Source organism: Roseivirga misakiensis (assembly GCF_001747105.1).
Lineage (GTDB): Bacteria > Bacteroidota > Bacteroidia > Cytophagales > Cyclobacteriaceae > Roseivirga > Roseivirga misakiensis.
Genome location: NZ_MDGQ01000005.1, coordinates 2,523,169 through 2,538,763, shown reverse-complemented (window position 1 = coordinate 2,538,763; position 15,595 = coordinate 2,523,169). Strand labels below are relative to the sequence as shown.

The window sequence follows — 15,595 nt, the reverse complement described above, 5'->3', positions numbered from 1 at the left end:
TGTTTATCTTCTATTATCGTAATCTTCAAGTATGCTCAGATAGCTATGATACCTTGAGCCTTCAATTTCTCCAGCTTCAAAAGCAGCAAGAACCTCACAGCCCGGTTCATTCGTATGGAGGCAATTATTGAATTTACATTCCCCTAAATAAGCCCTCATTTCAGGGAAATAATGACTTATTTCCGATGCTTCCATATCGACTAAACCAAGTTCCTTAATACCAGGCGTATCGATCAATTTCGCGTTTCCATCCATTTCAAACATTTCCGCAAAAGTGGTGGTATGAGTGCCTTTGTTGGCATAACTCGACACTTCACCGGTTTTTTGTATCTGATTTGGAACGAGTAGATTGAGTAAGGTGGACTTGCCTACACCTGAGTGCCCTGCGATTAACGTGGTCTTATCTTTTAACAAACCCTTTAGTTCATGGATACCTTCTTCGTCTAGAACGGAGATGAGACATCCCTTATACCCGATGGATTCGTACATATTGATCAAATCTCTGCAAAAGTTGATGCCATCTTCATTCAATAAATCTTTTTTATTGAAGACAACCAATGCAGGGATTCTAAAGGATTCTGCACTGACCAAAAAACGGTCAATAAATCCAAGGGAAGTCTTGGGAAAAGTAACGGTGGCCAAAAGTAAAGCCTGATCGATGTTCGCGGCTAGAATATGAGAATGGCCCGTTTTGCGAGTCGATTTCCTGATAATGTAGTTTTGCCTATCGTGAATTTGAGTGATTACTGCGGATTTATCGCCCTTTTCCTCTTCTTCAATTTCTACCCAATCACCAACCGCTATGGGATTGTTGATTTTAATGCCTTGCGTTTTGAATTTGCCACGCAATCTGCTTCTGTAAACCCTGTTCTCCTCGTTTTTAACCTCATACCAACTCCCCGTCGATTTAATCACTTGCCCTCTCATGCGTTAGTACGTTTTAGGAAGTCCATAATATGATCGGTAGCACCAGCATTTTCTTTGACATAGTTTAGGCAAACTTGACGAGCCTCTTGTCTAAGATCTTCGTCCAACAAATTTGAGAGGATTTTGGTAGCTTCCTTTTGGTTTGAGACAGAAAATCCGCCATTTCTATTCTTCAACTCGATTGATTCAGGAAATTTGTCCAAACCTTTGTTGCCATAGACAACAGGTAAACCGAAGGCAACGGCTTCAAGAATATTGTGCAAACCATCTCCGAACGCACCGCCAATGTAGGCAAAATCACCGTATTGATAGACTGACGATAGCATCCCTATGGTATCTAAAATAAGCACTTGGGCATCTTCAGGGATGGTTTTAGAGGTTGAGTATCGATAAGTTTTTAGTGCTATTCCCTCAATTATTTTTTTAACGTGCTGATCATCAACTAAGTGAGGAGCGATAAGGATTTTCAAGTCCTGACCGGCTGAATTGATAAAGGGTAGCAAGACCTGCATGTCGCTCGGCCAAGCACTACCCACAATCATGAGTTGAGCGTTTGATTTGAACGATTCGATTGCTGGAAAAGAGTCAGGGAGGGCAATGGTATTTAAAACACGGTCAAATCGCGTGTCGCCAGAAATTGAGGCTTTTTTAATTCCTAATTCCGCTAATAAATCAAGCGAAGACTGATTTTGAACAAAAGTATGGTCGAAAAAACTGAGCATTTTACGGTGAATGCCTCCATACCATTTAAAGAAGATGTGGTTTGGCGTAAAAAGCGCTGATAAGCTATATAATGGAATACGCCTTTTGTTTACAGCCTTTAAAAAGTGAAACCAGTATTCGTATTTAATGAAAAAAACTTGAGCCGGTTTTACTAAATCGAGAAACCTCTTTGCATTAGATTTGGAGTCAAAAGGCAAGTAACAAACAAAGTCCGCAACAGGATGATTTTTCCTCAACTCAAATCCTGAAGGGGAGAAAAAAGTGACCAGAATACTGTGGTTAGGAAAAGCGGATTTATAACTCTCCATAACAGGCAAACCTTGCTCAAATTCTCCTAGCGAGGCTGCATGGAACCATGCAATGGGTTGATCAGAAGCTTCACAGAATGTTTTCAAACTTGAAAAAACATTGTTTCTACCCAAAATGGCCTGTTTTGCCTTTGTATTAAAAAGACTGGCTATTCTGATAATTAAAAAGTAAAACCTTGTGCTAAGGTTGTAGAGTAAAAGCATGGAATGCAAAAATAGGAAACAAAGTCAGATTCCTTTTGACAGAAGCTTAGTGATTTGAATTGATGGCCTTACATAAAAAAACATGTAGAGTGTATATAAAAAATTGTAACTTTATCATCATGAAAAAGCTGAGTTTACTTTTAGTTCTATTGATTTTTATGGCCTGCGAGGAAGGAGTGATAATCACTGTGCCTGCTTCAAGTAGCTATTCTTTCACAATGCCGTCAAGCCAAATAAATGCTGCCGATGATAATGTTTTTTCGGGAAGCCAAGTCGTTGACATTACCCAATTTTTTAATGAAGATGCTGAACAAATCGAGAGCATTAAACTGGATAAGCTTACCTATGAAGTGTCTGGTTATAGCAATAATTCTGGGAATTTGGTATTGATGGACTTAAGCATAGCGACGCGATTGAATGGTACCACTACAGAGATTTTAGTGATCACAGGCCTAGTTGTTGAAAATACGGGAGAAGTCATCGCTTTTGAAGATGGAAATCCTGCTTCGGCTTTAAGTGCTGCGCAAGTGGCCAGTTTGGAATCTATCATGGACAACTTACAACCTTTCGATATAATTGTAACGGGAGATTTCACGGATGATATTGACGGTGATTTTGATGTTAGTATTTCTTGGGATATTACGGCATCAGTGGCTCAACCATCCACGGGCGGAGGGTGATTTTCCGCTAACTCTGTATTAGGTCACTCCCTATTAAGAAATGAGACTGCCATTTGCCCATTGTAGAATCAATAGGCATTGGGCTAAATGACTACTATTACGACTACTGACTTATTTTTTGAATTTTTTCATTAAAATTTAGCGAGGAAACACATTCATTTGTAATTCCAACAACTTCACATTTACTAAAAACTGAACCAAATGCGTAAGTCCTTTTTTCTTTTCGCTTGTTTATCATTGGTCTTAATGGGCTGTGGTGATGCAGGCGTAGAATCGGATGTCTCTAAGAATATAGACATCGATCCAATTTCCGTTCAAATTTCTGTACCAGCAATTGCAGTTGGTCAGCTAGTCGGACAAACTCCTCCAATTAATGTCAGTACAGGCCAAATTAGCTTGAGTACTGATGAGTTTGATGAATATCTAGAAGATGCTGAACGTTTCACCATCAATTTGATCACCTATACTATCGATAATTTCCCAGCGGGGAGTTCGGCAGATCTTGCTGTGGATATGAGTATCTCGGTACAAGGTCAGGGTAATGCTCAGCCACTATTGAGCATACGAATTGATAATGTTCAAAACAACCCTGTAGATGTTTTAATCTATGATAAGAACGCACCCGGTAGTGTAAGCCAAGCGGCAATAACAAGTCTAGAAGATGCCTTGAAGAACGGATCTTCTTTTGAAGTAGAAATGACAATTGTGGGAGAAGACGTAACGCTTCAAACACAGGATGTAGATTTCGATTTTATTTTCGGTTTCGACGTAACTGCCAGAGTTCAATTAGATAACTAATCATTAAACATCTTAGACATGAAAAAAATAATAGCAATACTTTTTGCGGGATGTTTATTGACAGCCGCACCCAAGCTAACAAAAGCTCAAGGTCTTGATTTCGATACATTTTTAGAGGCCGGTTTAGCAGATGCTAATCTATTATTAGAAAGTTATTTACAGCCAGCCTTCGAAGGTTTTGGTTTTGGAATGAACAGTGGTTGGTATAATACCGCTAAACCACATAAATTCTTAGGCTTTGATATCTCAGCGAGTCTTTCATTGGCCCGTGTCCCAGATTCAAGGCAATTTTTCCAATTGCCAGCAGGATTGACTAACGTATCGTTGACTAATCCTAATGATTCTAGAAGGTTACCGACCATATTTGGTCCCAATCTAGGAGCAGATGATCTTCCCGAACTTAGATTCACTAACGATAGTGGAGAGGAGTTGATTAGAATTTCATCTCCAACGGGTCTTGGTATCGATAACGAGCTTCCTTTTAATGGAGTGCCTACACCAATGGTTCAACTCGGTGTGGGACTTTTTAAAGGAACAGAACTTAAAGTGCGATTTGTTCCTGAACAAACTTTTGATGACGGTAGTGTTCAACTATTTGGTGTTGGTGTAATGCACGACATCAAGCAGTATCTACCAGCGGAGAAATTATTACCTTTCGACCTTTCGGTTTTCTTGGGATACACTAATTTAAAGGCGTCCGTGGATATTGATGCAGATGCTAATCAATCTGCTGAATTTGAGGCTAATGCATTTTTGGTACAAGGAGTGATTTCTAAGAAAATTCTATTTTTCACCGCTTTTGCGGGCTTAGGATACTCCAACTATGATATCAATTTCAGTATGCTTGGAGATTACTCTACTGAGACGACAACCTTCGTTGACCCCGTTCAACTGCAATATAAAGACAACGGAATTCGAACTAATGTTGGAGTGAGAGTTAAGTTACTATTCTTGACATTGACTGGGGAGTACGCTCTTCAGGAATACAATACACTTACTGCTGGTGTAGGTATTAGTATTCGATAAGACTTTACTACTAACTATTAAAAAGGGGCTCCGAAAATTCGAAGCCCCTTTTTTTATCACTACTCTTTAGTCTTAATCTTAATTCCCCTTAAAGTCAGGCTTTCTTTTCTCAACAAAAGCATTCATCCCTTCTTTCTGGTCGTTGGCTGAGAAAAGCATATAGAAGTTCTTTCTTTCAAAATGTAACCCTTCTTCTAAATGAACCTCAAAAGATCGTTTCACAGATTCTTTGGCCATCTGCACGGCAATAGGTGACATCGTGGCAATCTCTTTAGCTAGTTTTACGGCTTCCTCTAAATACAATTCAACTGGCACCACTCTGTTAACCAGTCCATAACCGAAAGCTTCCTCAGCGCTGATAAACTTGCCCGTTAGTACCAATTCCATCGCTTTTGCCTTTCCTAACGCTTTCGTCAGGCGCTGCGTACCCCCTGCACCTGGCATTACACCAATTTTGATCTCAGGTTGGCCAAATTGGGCAGTTTCTGATGCTATCATCATATCGCAAGTCATAGCGAGCTCACAACCCCCGCCCAAGGCAAAACCTGAAACTGCCGCAATGATCGGTTTTCGTGTCTTGTTGATTTGATCCCAAGTGCTAAACTGATCCACTTTCCACATATCAATCGTTCCTTTACCAGCCATTTGCTTAATATCAGCACCTGCAGCAAAAGCCCTTTCGTTTCCAGTAATAATGATGGTTCTTACCTCATCATCTTGGTCTAGTTCCTTTAAGGAATCTCTTATTTCGCCCATCAACTTTAAATTCAGGGCGTTTAATTCTTTGGGACGATTGAGTTGAATTAGTGCGACGTGTTTAGCGTAAGCTTTCTCTACTTTAATGAATTCCATAGGTTTGATTTGGATAGGCAATTAATTGATAATTCTATCGCTAATTTAAGCCTCTAATTTAGATCAATGAATAAAGTTAAAGTCTTATTTGTCTGTTTGGGAAATATCTGTCGTTCCCCTTTAGCCGAAGGTATTTTTAGACAAAGAATTAAGGAAAGAGGAATGGGCGATCGTTTTGAGGTGGATTCCTGCGGTACGGCAGCCTATCACATTGGTAAGTCTCCAGATGAAAGATCGGTGGCGAACGCAATTAAAAATGGAGTAAACTATGAGCACGCTGCAAGGCAGCTAAAAGAATCTGACTTTCTTAATTTCGATTACATTATCCCTATGGATAGCTCAAATCACAGCAATACGCTGCGCTTAGAACCTAAGAACGCCAGAGCGAAAGTGATTAAAATGCGTGAGTTTGATGACTTGAATAAAGGCGATGATGTTCCTGACCCTTACTATGGCGGCGAAAATGGATTTCAAGAAGTCTTTGAAATTCTAGATAGATCGGTTGATAACCTGTTAAGCCATCTGGAAAAAGGATCTGAACCTAAATTCTAACCTAAGACTTGTACACCATTTGAAAGTTATTCCGAGATCGCTGTTCGATGATGATTTCTTTACCTTCCATCAATTCGGTGATTGTTTCTTGGTCGTAATTTTTAACCGTAATAATCTCTAAGCCCTCGTTATAATAGATGAGGAATTCCTCCATCAGCGCAGTCCTTAGTTGCTCGCGTTTTTTCGGGTTGTCATCCAAACAAATGGTAAAAGATGTTGCAGAATTTTGCATCAAGTTGATCACTAGATTCAGCCTTTTGATGTGTTCAAAAATCAAGTGAATATGATGCTCATTGATAAAAGAGAAGTCACTGATTTTAAATGAAATTACGGTCTGCTTATCCTTGTGAATAATAGCTGGAGCTAAATTTGGCACAAGACATTCCTCTATGACAGTGCCTCTTGCCGAAGGGTCTTGAAAAGATTTAACTAACAAAGGAATACCCTTCTGAGCTAGCGGTTTAATAGTCTTGGGATGAATGACAGATGCACCATAGTATGTCATTTCGGCCGCCTCTTTATAAGGAAGTCTCTCGTAAAGCTCTGTATTGTCGAACTTTTTAGGGTCTGCGTTAAGTACACCAGGTACATCTTTCCAAATAGTAACCGACTCGGCCCCTAAAGAAGTACCAAAAATCGCTGCGCTAAAATCACTGCCCTCGCGTCCGAGAGTAGTGGTTTTGAAATCAGAATTACTTCCAATGAACCCCTGCGTTAGTACGACTCCCTCTTCAATCTGACGATTCACTTGAGATTTGATCATTGCCTGAGAAGCACCCCAATCAACTTGCGCCTGTCTATGCAAACTATCAGTTTTGACCACTTTTCTTGCATCCAACCAGCTCGTAGCGATGTCTTCTGAGTTCAGAAAAGTAGCAATAATCTTAGTGGAAAGAACTTCGCCAAGCGATACGGTTTGGTCATACATGTAATCATACCCCATACTTGAACTAAACTCACTCAGCCCGTTCTTCAACTGCTCGAAGATATCGGTAATATCTTTTTCCAATACGGAGTCCGAACCTAAGCCCAAACTAGCGACAATATCTAAATGGTAATCTTGAATTTCTTGAAGAGCCTCACTATGGTCTTTTTCCTCCATAGTCAGTCCTAAGAGGCGCTCAAAAGCATTCGTGGTTTTTCCCATTGCTGAGACCAATACGAGCAAAGGCCCGTTTAAATTGGCCTTAATAATGGCACTCATATTCCTTACTGAATTGGCATCCTTCACTGAGGCGCCACCAAACTTAAATACTTTCAAGGGACGTGTATAAATTTTGCTAATTTCGCTGCAAGTTATTAACGATTTCCGATAAAAAAATTATCGATACCTATGGGAAAAGCGGAAAATTCGAGGATAGCGTTGCCAGTGGGCTCGAACCTTGACCGATTTATTATGAGAAACCAGGAAGACTTTCCATACGCCAGTGGAGAGTTGTCACAGCTAATCAGGGACTTAGCCTATGCTGGTAAGGTGGTAAACAGAGAAATAAATCGAGCTGGGCTTGCTGGGATCACTGGTGCTTATGGTGCCGAAAATGTTCAAGGAGAGGAGCAACAAAATTTAGATGTGGCCGCTGATATACGATTTACCCGCGCGCTGAAAAAAGGGGGAGAGGTAGCAGCGATCATTTCCGAAGAAGCAGAGGAAATTATCGACTTACAAAATCCAAGGTCTAAATACATTGTGGCTATAGATCCATTGGATGGTTCTTCAAACATAGACGTAAACGTATCTATCGGTACCATTTTTTCCATTTACCGAAGAGTTTCACCGTTGGGAGGGCCAGTTCAGATGGAAGACGTCTTGCAGCCAGGTAAAGATCAAGTGGCCGCAGGATACATACTTTATGGATCGTCGACCATGTTTGTTTACACCACAGGAAAAGGCGTGAATGGCTTTACTTATGAGCCATCGCTTGGGGAGTATATTTTGTCCCACCAAAATATGCGAATACCAGAAAATGGATCTATTTATTCTATTAATGAAGGGTCATTTAATTCATTTCCAGAAGCGGTACAAGACTATGTAAATACCTGTAAGGAGAGAGAGTATTCGGCCAGGTACATTGGTTCTTTGGTGGCGGATTTTCATAGAAACGTACTGAAAGGTGGTATTTATATTTACCCGTCTACTGCAAAAGCACCTAATGGTAAATTAAGACTCTTGTACGAATGCAATGCGTTGGCTTTGATTGCTGAAGAAGCAGGAGGAGCAGCAACTGACGGTAAGGGTAGAATATTAGAAATAGAACCATCGGAGTTACACCAACGGGTACCGTTTTTTGTAGGGAGTAAAGCGATGGTGGAAGAAGCTTCTAACTAGGATTGAGAATACTTCTTTCTCGTTTCCACTTTTTGGAGCTGCCTTTCAATAATCATATTAGCGATAATTGAGGCAGGGTTGTCGTTGGTGATGGCCAGTGCCTCTTTCAGTTTTTCCTCAGAGACATCTATTCGGTAAAGCACATTAATCAATTGATTAAAGTCTCTGGCCATTAAATCCTCTACAACTCTCATTACAAGCAGAAAGGCCTGATCGTAACCAATTTCTGTTCTTTCAGACAGGTTTAGATAAGACTTTTCAAGTTTAAAGTCTTTTTCTACCAGCGCCAAGCCACTCATTAAGTCTTGAGAGTTGTTTGTCATTTCATCTGTTATTCTTCACTCGTAGTCTCTTCCGTTTCCGCAGTGTCTTCTGCTGTAGAAGCGAAAGACTCAGGTGCAATTTTAGAAAGCAGGTTATACCATGTAACGAGTTTTTTGATATCCGATACATAAACTCTGTCTTCATCGTAATCAGGAAGTACGTGCTTTAAGAAAGACTTAAGCTCATCAGGACCAGACTTTTTGTCTAAACCAGTATCACCCTCAAATTCAGCATGAATTTTTTGCATCACCTCTTTTAAAGGCGTAGCGCCATCAGTAGTATGCGTATATATTGAAATTTCGCTGAGTATAGAGACCTGAGCATCTGCGCCAACCACGAGTTTAGACTTTTTTCCGTCTAATGACTCCAAGATTACACCAGTCTTGGTAGGCTTCAATACCGTAAATAATCCGCCCTTGCCTGATACTGCTGCTATTTCTTCAAACTTCATAAATCAAATAATTCAAATGAGGCTCAAAGTAAATTCACACCGTGGTGTAAATCAAAGAAAAACTCAACTTTCAAGAATATGGGATATGTATTCAGATACTTCCTCTTTTCCAAAACCTGTAGCCGATGAGGTAAAAAACATCATAGGAAGCTCTTCCCACGTCTTTTTCATTGTTTTCTTGAACTTGGCAATAGATTGGTGCCCTTTATTGAGCGACTGCTTATCAGCTTTAGTAAAAATTAGGGCAAATGGAATATTTGACTCCCCGAGCCATTGGATAAACTCAAGATCTATTCGTTGAGGGTCGAGCCGAGAGTCGATTAGCACAAAGACGATTTGTAGGTTTTCACGATTGATCAAATAGTCTTGGATCATTAATTCCCAAGCGGAGCGATTCTTTTTACTCGTTTTGGCATAGCCATAGCCAGGTAAATCGACTAAATACCAGCTCTCATCAATAAGAAAATGATTGATCAATTGAGTTTTGCCCGGACTTGCCGATGTTTTGGCCAAGCTTTTTCGTGCCGTGAGCATATTGATAAGCGAAGACTTGCCCACATTTGACCTTCCAATAAAGGCAAACTCATGCCGATCGGGTTTAGGGCACTTTCTATAGTCGGTGTTGCTTATAACAAACTCAGCTTTATCAAACATGCCGCAAAGTTAATCAACTGAATCGTTAATCATTTTGTACTCATATATGTTTTTGGCTGTCTTAAGTGAAAGGCTTTTCAAAATAATGGCCAGGATTGCCGGCTTTATTTTCTGCTTCAGTGATAACATCTCTCGGGTCAGAAATTAGCTCAAACTTTTTAAGCTTACTCACATCTCCATCCAAAAGGTACAGTATTGCTCTACATAGCTGCTGACTACCTACGTTCCATTCTGTTAGAGCAATTTTTTCTAGTAAATGTCGAACTGAATGATGTTCAGAGTTAGAACTAAAATCTTTTAGAATCTTATTTTCAATGTCCTTTGTTAAAATCATCTTTTAAATGTGAAGTTAAAGGGGATAAAAAATTGATAACCTATTGCTTTTAAGGACTTAATTTTTCTGTCGATTGTCATTCTATTTCCAATAGGTCGAATTTTTGCAATATTCTGAGGACATGAGAATATTATTACGCATAACTGCTTAGTTCAATCTGCAGTCTATATTTATCAACATCGGCATATGAAAATTTAGGCAATAAATCCGTTATAATATTTAATGAGTGATATCACACTTTCCATTGAAGAATGGCTCCTTATTTTCGTAAGTGGTTAAAAGTCAATTTTCCGGAAAGCCACTGGTCTACTACAATTTTTGCAGAAAAAGAAATTGATTTGTGATTTTCTTTCACTAGTTTTTCCAGGATGGTAAGAGCAGGTTTTTCATCTACCATCAAAAAATAAGTAGCTGCACTATACCTCACAGGAGGGGCTTTGTGAGAAAGTAACGGCTTCAAAGTACTAAGTTTGTTTGTATCGATAAGACCTTGAACGATTTGTAATTTGATTTTCATAAACTTATTTCCCTTGACATAATCTCCCTCAAGGTTGGTCTTGTGATGCTCAATTGAAACTCTGATAAATTCTCCCAGCTCATCACTTAGTTTTCGTCTATTTAATTTACCCAAACCCATCCGAAATCGATTAATTTTTTTAAGCCAAACTCATATTGAAATTCATAACTCTGTTCGTTTAACCAATGTCTTACTCTTTTACCTTCAGAAAAATCTTGAATTGAGTTGTAGAAGCCAGAAACCTTATTGTGTATTGTTCCACTGCCATGCGGCAAGATAATAAGGTTTGCGCTATTATGAAGGGCCTCAGGCGGAAACTGAGCTTTGTTCATTGGATTTTGTTCAACTATATGATGCCATGCATTACCCGTTCCTGCAGTGCCTTTAGTTCTTTTGAATGCTTCAAAAGAACTAAATGACTCAGTTGTCCTTACAGCTTCTGTTAGATCGTACTTCTTTATGTATGCTAAATAGGAAGCTCGAAGGGTTGGTATGCTATTAAGTTTTTGCAGAATGTTGACTGCCAAGGAGTTTCCTTTCAGAATTCCTTTTATGGCTGTCGTACCAATGAAGATACTGAGTACTTCAAAAATTAACTTTCCCTGTTCATACATCCCTTCTGGTGTCCAGCTAAAAGTCGTACTCAAGTATTGGTCAAAAGTAGTTTTTAGTGTGTCGATAAATTGTCTTCTGAATGAGCTGTTTGATATCAATTCATTCATGAAAATCACCATCTGATAGGTTTCTTGACGTATTTCAATGGCTTTTGCATCAACAAGCGTAAGACTAGACCATGCCCATAAAAATTCTCCAATTGAATACACACCATCGATTGTTTCCCATAAGGCATCTATAAAACCTGCTAGATGAGGTGGGAAATGACCGTTTTTCCATAGCCGCTCAGGTATTAATGATGGATCTATCGTGTAGAGTTCTTCTGCTAAATGGAACTATTTAAGAAAGTCATTAAAACTGTTTGGTAGTATGCCTACATCACCTTCCCCTATTCCCAAACACTCGGATTCAGCAGTAACTGAGTGATTTAGATAAACTGTTTGACACCTGCGAACCTTTACATATGATAGCTCCGGTTGTGGTCCACAGTCTGGATTCCAATAAAATCCTTGATTGAAGATATCCCCACTTGAATTACCGGCATACTGATAAATTTCGTTTGATTCTATCCAGCAAGGGTCTGAATAATCAGCTTTGAAAATATCATAACAGTAAGTTATGTAAGAACTTCCTCCTCCATTATCACCATTTGGTCCGGGTCCGGGTCCTCCCGTATCTCCAGTTAGGTTTGTGTTTCCAGTTTGTCCATCAGTAAAGTCCAATTGAGGTTCACAATTAGAAGAAGATCTTGAATCGTTTAAATTGGCCGTAAAACCATCGTTAAGGACTACACTACTTAGAAATTCAAAAGTCAATATACCGTTGAAGTGTTCAAGGGAAAACCCACTGTTAATGTATTTCTCCTTGCCTTCTTCATCGACCTGATAGTGTATGAGATATGGTGACTGTATTGTCTGGTTTTCTACTCTAATAATCAGGTTTGTGAAAGAGAAAGGATCAGAATCTTCACTTTTTACTCTGAAAGTATAGTGAGTATTATTTAACGTGTCTATGACTTCCATAACACGCTCTAAATTCAAGTCAGAGAGTTCTATAGTTGCAGAAGTGTTAACCGCCGTTGATCTATTGCTCACATTAGACCTATTAAAGGAATCCTTTAAAGCCTCTAGAATAGCTGGCCTTTCTGCAGCGCTTATATAGTTTATTGTACGTTCACTTTGAGCGGGAGTGACATCTTCATAGAGGTCATGACATGATATTATTGATACTACAATTATTAAAAATAAAGCGGATTTTCTCATTCTAATGTGTATTTAATTCATATCAATATAAATAAAGTAATTAGAAATAATATTAAAACATTTGAATATGTGAAATTGAATATTGTTGATAATTTGTTTGTAAGACTTTGGATTAGTGTTTTATGCCATACCTTTGCCAGCCATTTAAAACAAAGGAAAATGCAAACAGCAAAGAAGGGTGATCAAGTAAAGGTTCACTACACAGGGAAATTAACAGACGGAACTATTTTTGATTCATCTGAAGGCAGAGAACCATTAGCTTTTGAAGTTGGTGCTGGCATGATGATCAAAGGATTTGACGCAGCCGTAGATGGAATGGAAGTTGGCGCTAAAGTAACTGCTGAGATTCCAGCAGCAGAAGCTTACGGAGAATCAAGAGAAGATATGATTTTTGATGTTCCAAAAACAAACCTACCGCCAGATATGGTAGCGGAAGTAGGACAACAACTGGCAATGAGCCAACCAAATGGTCAGCAAGTACCAGTTAAAGTGAAAGAAGTTCATGAAGATAAGGTTGTGATTGATGCGAATCACGATTTAGCAGGAAAAGACTTAATCTTCGATATAGAATTAGTAGCCATAGGCTAAGCCATTTGCAAAGTATCAAATTAAGAACCTCATTTAATCAATGAGGTTTTTTTTATGCCTTTTGTAACCTTTGGTTATAATTAATCATCCTTGTTTCGATTAGGTAGTACTGAGCTTTAGTACGAACTCGTTTTAAAAGGGCTTTGAACAAAAACGAACAAAATAAAATTGTAGATGGATGCCTGAATGGTAATCGGAAAGCACATGCCAAATTGTATGATGCTTTTAAGGATGCCATGTTTGGGATATGCCTCCGCTATGCAAGTTCAGAGTCTGAAGCCAACGATATGTTGCAAGAAGGCTTTATTACAGTTTTTGCCAAATTAAAACAGTTCGAAAGAAACGGTGCCTTACCCGCATGGATTAAAAAAGTGATAATTCATGCTGCGCTGGGGCACTTGAGGAAGAACAAAAAGCACACAGAACACCATGTCACCTTGGATGCTAAAACGACGGATTTGCCCTTTAATCCAGATAGTAGCCAAAGTACAGACGAGTTACTCTATCTAATTCAAAATCTTCCGGAAGAATATAGAACGGTATTTAACCTCTTTTCAATTGAAGGCTATTCACACAAAGAGGTGGCAGAAATGCTTGAAATCAGCGTGGCCAACTCAAAAGTAAGGCTGATGCGTGCGAAAGAAGTTTTGAAGCAACAAGTTACAACTCAAAAAATGATGTGATGGAAGGCGAAAGAGATAACATAGATCAGTTTTTCCAAGACCACTTTTCGGCTTTCGAAAAGTCACCTTCTCAATCAGTTTGGGCTGGAATAAAAAAATATGGACTCATGGCAAATGGAGCTAAACTAACATACTTAGGGAATGCGGGATACTTGATTTTAATCACTATCCTAGCGGCGGGATTAATAACTCTAGGCGTAATAAAGAGCAATATTTTTGATACAAATGCAGCAAATGAAATTACCAAGGAATATTCTCCTAAGATTAACAAGGGTTCTGAGGTAGCCACCTTAAAAAAAGAGGATAGTCAAAAAGAAAAAGAGCAACTCAAACCAGTCTCAAAATCCCATAATAACGATACTGTAAATGGATCAGGAACTTCAGAAAACTCTCGTGACAATGATGATCAGTCGCGAACCCTAAAAGAGACTACTGAGGAAACTTCAGTCAGTCACTCAGGAGCCTCGGCAACGGAAACTAGAGTAATAGGAAAGGGTTCTGGAGGTGCAGCTTCAGAAGTAGTTAAAAGTGCTCAAGAGAATAAAGATCGAGAAAGCCAAACTACTTACAGCCTTGATCAATCTAAAGATAACTCAGAACCATTGCAAAGAACGAATGAGATAGTATCCAATCGTACTTTTCAATCAGATGATTTAAAAATCACAGAAGATTTCGAAAATGAAGATCAAGGTTTTTCAACGCAAAGTGTGGGTGATCTGCCAGAGGATCAAATAAACAATAAGCTTTCGAATCCATCGCGTGGTCCACTACCAATTGTGAAAACAGGGGTTCGAAAAGATATCAGCTTAATTCAGAAACCCGAGTTACCCGAACTAAATGGTGATATAGCACTAGTAAAACCTTCCACTAGCCTCACAAGAGGTATGGAGATCATCAATGAACACCAGGTAGTTGATTCATTGAGGTATAATGGCTGGGCCATTTCAATATTACAGCGGTATGAAACCACCTTTGGCTCAGAGGTGAACCTCGACGTTGCATATTATTTATCTAGAAATTCATTTATTGAGGCGGGCGCAGGCATAGCCAACCAGTTTAACAATGACTTTAGAGTGTCATACAATTACACCTTCGGCAAGGGGCGCATAAAACCATATGCGATTGTTCAATTAAATGGTAGTGGCATATTTTCTGACAATTCAATAACGGCTGGAGTAGGTTTGATTTATGATGTTATAAAAGAAGGTCGATGGAGAATTTTTACTTCCGTCTTACCCACAAGACTTACAAATTTCGAATCAGTCACCCTTAGGCTTGGGCTTCAGTACAGGTTTACACCGCCATCTAAATACGAATACTCACTTCCTGAGTCAGAATATGCTTGGTTTTTTTCAATGGCATATCAGGGCCGATTTGGCGGAGATGCCAACATCCTCGGTTTACCGGCGGTGGAGGCTCAAATGGGGAAATTTATTGCCAAGAGAACTTTCTTTAATATTAGTCTGAATACAGAATTAGTTGCTGGGGTAAAACTTGAGCATTATTTGCTAACCACGAAAAGACTAGACTTAGGAGCGGGATTAGGACTTGTAGCCAGTTTAAAAGGCTCATTGCAATTTGATCCGATGCCAGAAGTGATAGCCTATTACAAAGTTTCAGATCATTGGAAAATTTTCAGCAGGTATACCCTGAGAAGAGAACCATCCCAAATCATGCCAGAGCATGTGGCAATTGGTTTCCAGAGAGGTATTTTAAGGCGCAAAGAGTAAGTATGGTAAACTTCACCTTATTTCCCTGAATCTTTTGATGA

At 39.2% G+C, this 15,595-nt stretch carries 19 protein-coding genes; 8 read left to right on the top strand and 11 right to left on the bottom strand.

Features of this window, described 5'->3' with window-relative positions:
- Positions 1–3: 3 nt before the first annotated feature.
- Together rsgA and BFP71_RS18750 are read right to left on the bottom strand one after the other, a co-directional pair.
- Positions 4–927 (bottom strand): ribosome small subunit-dependent GTPase A, encoded by a 924-nt coding sequence (gene rsgA / locus BFP71_RS18755; RefSeq protein ID WP_069836933.1) that lies wholly within the window; start codon positions 925–927, stop codon positions 4–6.
- Entirely contained in the window at positions 924–2,162 is a 1,239-nt protein-coding gene (locus BFP71_RS18750; RefSeq protein WP_069836932.1) for a 3-deoxy-D-manno-octulosonic acid transferase, read from the bottom strand. Before BFP71_RS18750 ends, rsgA begins: the two co-directional genes overlap by 4 nt.
- A 119-nt stretch (positions 2,163–2,281) precedes the next feature.
- Between BFP71_RS18750 and BFP71_RS18745 the strand changes: the two genes are divergently transcribed.
- The 3 genes from BFP71_RS18745 (at position 2,282) to BFP71_RS18735 (ending at position 4,666) form a co-directional block, all read left to right on the top strand.
- Positions 2,282–2,842, top strand: a complete 561-nt coding sequence (locus tag BFP71_RS18745) for a hypothetical protein (protein WP_069836931.1) — start codon at positions 2,282–2,284, stop codon at positions 2,840–2,842.
- Positions 2,843–3,043: 201 nt separating this feature from the next.
- Positions 3,044–3,640: a hypothetical protein gene (locus BFP71_RS18740; protein WP_141719809.1), complete on the top strand. Its 597-nt coding sequence runs from the start codon at positions 3,044–3,046 to the stop codon at positions 3,638–3,640.
- Between the two features lie 18 nt (positions 3,641–3,658).
- A complete protein-coding gene (locus BFP71_RS18735; protein WP_069836929.1) occupies positions 3,659–4,666 on the top strand; it encodes a DUF6588 family protein in 1,008 nt (335 codons plus the stop codon).
- A gap of 78 nt (positions 4,667–4,744) precedes the next feature.
- Here the strand turns inward: BFP71_RS18735 and BFP71_RS18730 are convergent, their stop codons facing one another.
- Positions 4,745–5,518: an enoyl-CoA hydratase-related protein gene (locus BFP71_RS18730; protein ID WP_069836928.1), complete on the bottom strand. Its 774-nt coding sequence runs from the start codon at positions 5,516–5,518 to the stop codon at positions 4,745–4,747.
- Positions 5,519–5,584: 66 nt separating this feature from the next.
- On the opposite strand from BFP71_RS18730, the gene BFP71_RS18725 reads away from it, so the two are divergent.
- Complete coding sequence (locus BFP71_RS18725; protein ID WP_069836927.1) at positions 5,585–6,070, top strand: low molecular weight protein-tyrosine-phosphatase; 486 nt, start codon at positions 5,585–5,587, stop codon at positions 6,068–6,070.
- Between the two features lies 1 nt (position 6,071).
- Here the strand turns inward: BFP71_RS18725 and BFP71_RS18720 are convergent, their stop codons facing one another.
- On the bottom strand, positions 6,072–7,331 hold the full coding sequence (locus BFP71_RS18720) for an aspartate kinase (RefSeq protein ID WP_069836926.1): 1,260 nt from the start codon (positions 7,329–7,331) through the stop codon (positions 6,072–6,074).
- Between the two features lie 72 nt (positions 7,332–7,403).
- Between BFP71_RS18720 and fbp the strand changes: the two genes are divergently transcribed.
- Complete coding sequence (gene fbp / locus BFP71_RS18715; RefSeq protein WP_069836925.1) at positions 7,404–8,396, top strand: class 1 fructose-bisphosphatase; 993 nt, start codon at positions 7,404–7,406, stop codon at positions 8,394–8,396.
- Here fbp and BFP71_RS18710 read toward each other — a convergent pair.
- The 7 genes from BFP71_RS18710 to BFP71_RS18680 form a co-directional block, all read right to left on the bottom strand.
- Positions 8,393–8,719, bottom strand: coding sequence for a hypothetical protein (locus BFP71_RS18710; protein ID WP_141719808.1), 327 nt, complete (start codon positions 8,717–8,719; stop codon positions 8,393–8,395). The genes fbp and BFP71_RS18710 overlap by 4 nt on opposite strands.
- An 8-nt stretch (positions 8,720–8,727) precedes the next feature.
- The gene (locus BFP71_RS18705; RefSeq protein ID WP_069836924.1) at positions 8,728–9,171 is read right to left on the bottom strand and encodes a DUF5606 family protein; all 444 of its coding nucleotides are present in this window, start codon (positions 9,169–9,171) and stop codon (positions 8,728–8,730) included.
- Between the two features lie 63 nt (positions 9,172–9,234).
- Positions 9,235–9,825 (bottom strand): ribosome biogenesis GTP-binding protein YihA/YsxC, encoded by a 591-nt coding sequence (gene yihA / locus BFP71_RS18700; RefSeq protein WP_069836923.1) that lies wholly within the window; start codon positions 9,823–9,825, stop codon positions 9,235–9,237.
- Between the two features lie 61 nt (positions 9,826–9,886).
- The gene (locus BFP71_RS18695; protein WP_069836922.1) at positions 9,887–10,159 is read right to left on the bottom strand and encodes a hypothetical protein; all 273 of its coding nucleotides are present in this window, start codon (positions 10,157–10,159) and stop codon (positions 9,887–9,889) included.
- Between the two features lie 259 nt (positions 10,160–10,418).
- A complete protein-coding gene (locus BFP71_RS18690; RefSeq protein ID WP_069836921.1) occupies positions 10,419–10,796 on the bottom strand; it encodes a DUF2019 domain-containing protein in 378 nt (125 codons plus the stop codon).
- Positions 10,778–11,500, bottom strand: a complete 723-nt coding sequence (locus BFP71_RS19420; RefSeq protein WP_222843500.1) for a hypothetical protein — start codon at positions 11,498–11,500, stop codon at positions 10,778–10,780. Before BFP71_RS19420 ends, BFP71_RS18690 begins: the two co-directional genes overlap by 19 nt.
- Positions 11,501–11,626: 126 nt before the next feature.
- Positions 11,627–12,553 carry a hypothetical protein gene (locus BFP71_RS18680; protein WP_069836920.1) on the bottom strand — a complete coding sequence of 309 codons (927 nt, stop codon included), beginning with the start codon at positions 12,551–12,553 and terminating at the stop codon, positions 11,627–11,629.
- Between the two features lie 159 nt (positions 12,554–12,712).
- On the opposite strand from BFP71_RS18680, the gene BFP71_RS18675 reads away from it, so the two are divergent.
- The 3 genes from BFP71_RS18675 (at position 12,713) to BFP71_RS18665 (ending at position 15,554) form a co-directional block, all read left to right on the top strand.
- Positions 12,713–13,141, top strand: coding sequence for an FKBP-type peptidyl-prolyl cis-trans isomerase (locus tag BFP71_RS18675; RefSeq protein ID WP_069837164.1), 429 nt, complete (start codon positions 12,713–12,715; stop codon positions 13,139–13,141).
- Between the two features lie 143 nt (positions 13,142–13,284).
- Positions 13,285–13,824 carry an RNA polymerase sigma factor gene (locus BFP71_RS18670; protein ID WP_069836919.1) on the top strand — a complete coding sequence of 180 codons (540 nt, stop codon included), beginning with the start codon at positions 13,285–13,287 and terminating at the stop codon, positions 13,822–13,824.
- The gene (locus BFP71_RS18665; protein ID WP_069836918.1) at positions 13,824–15,554 is read left to right on the top strand and encodes a hypothetical protein; all 1,731 of its coding nucleotides are present in this window, start codon (positions 13,824–13,826) and stop codon (positions 15,552–15,554) included. The genes BFP71_RS18670 and BFP71_RS18665 overlap by 1 nt, the downstream gene beginning before the upstream one ends.
- Positions 15,555–15,595: the final 41 nt, after the last annotated feature.